Raw genomic sequence first — 1,558 nt, 5'->3', positions numbered from 1 at the left:
AGTGAATTCTTCTTGTTTGGATCGGATGAATGATTGCTATCATTCTTCTGATAAATCGCAGAAAAGAATCGAGTCTGGAAGAAGTATCTTCCATCTCTCTCCTATCGCTATGCGGCTCTCAAGGTACGCGGGTGCGACCCCGGGGACCGGGTGCTGCGGGGACGTATCCTGGCGGACATCTACCGGACGGGCTCCTGCCCCCCATTCGAGTTAAAGTGTTTCTCTCTAAGAATGAATCTCCCTAGAAAGGAGGTGATCCAGCCGCACCTTCCGGTACGGCTACCTTGTTACGACTTCACCCCCCTCACCCTCCACACCTTCGGCGCCTCCCCCCTAGACGGTTGGGCCGGCGACTTCGGGTGCAGACGACTCGGGTGGTGTGACGGGCGGTGTGTACAAGGCCCGGGAACGCATTCACCGCGGCATGCTGATCCGCGATTACTAGCAACTCCGACTTCATGGGGGCGGGTTGCAGCCCCCAATCCGAACTGGGGCCGGCTTTCCGGGATCCGCTCCCCCTCGCGGGGTGGCATCCCTCTGTACCGGCCATTGTAGCACGTGTGCAGCCCAGGGCATAAGGGGCATGATGACTTGACGTCGTCCCCGCCCTCCTCCGCCTTGACGGCGGCGGTCCCGCGTGGGTTCCCGGCATCACCCGATGGCAACACGCGGCGGGGGTTGCGCTCGTTGCGGGACTTAACCCAACATCTCACGACACGAGCTGACGACAGCCATGCACCACCTGTATGGGCTCCTCTCGGCCACGGGGTCTCCCCCGCTTCACCCATATGTCAAGCCCTGGTAAGGTTCTTCGCGTTGCTTCGAATTAAGCCACATGCTCCGCTGCTTGTGCGGGCCCCCGTCAATTCCTTTGAGTTTTAGCCTTGCGGCCGTACTCCCCAGGCGGGACGCTTAATGCGTTGGCTGCGGCACGGGGGGATCGCCCCCCACACCTAGCGTCCATCGTTTACGGCTGGGACTACCAGGGTATCTAATCCTGTTCGCTCCCCCAGCTTTCGCGCCTCAGCGTCGGTCTCGGCCCAGAGGGCCGCCTTCGCCACCGGTGTTCCACCCGATATCTGCGCATTCCACCGCTACACCGGGTGTTCCACCCTCCCCTACCGGACCCAAGCCGCGGAGGTTCCGGGGGCTTCGGGGGGTTGAGCCCCCCGCTTCGACCCCCGGCCTGCCGGGCCGCCTACGCGCGCTTTACGCCCAATGAATCCGGATAACGCTCGCCCCCTACGTATTACCGCGGCTGCTGGCACGTAGTTAGCCGGGGCTTCTTCTGCAGGTACAGTCTCTTCTCTTCCCTGCTGAAAGCGGTTTACGACCCGAAGGCCTCCGTCCCGCACGCGGCGTCGCTGCGTCAGGGTTCCCCCCATTGCGCAAGATTCCCCACTGCTGCCTCCCGTAGGAGTCTGGGCCGTGTCTCAGTCCCAATCTGGCCGGTCGGTCTCTCAACCCGGCTACCCGTTGTCGGCACGGTGGGCCGTCACCCCGCCGTCTACCTGATGGGCCGCGGAGCCATCCCCTCCCGTCGGGGCTTTAGCCGGGG

General features: G+C 63.2%; 1 rRNA gene. It reads right to left on the bottom strand.

The window, feature by feature from the left end:
- Nucleotides 1-245: 245 nt before the first annotated feature.
- Nucleotides 246-1,558, bottom strand: a 16S ribosomal RNA gene (locus tag DXD49_RS09495); the annotation flags it as partial.

The organism is Collinsella sp. TM05-38 (assembly GCF_003466445.1).
Taxonomy (GTDB): domain Bacteria; phylum Actinomycetota; class Coriobacteriia; order Coriobacteriales; family Coriobacteriaceae; genus Collinsella.
Note: the sequence above shows the minus strand (reverse complement) of the source record. Positions and strands in the feature narration are given on the sequence as shown.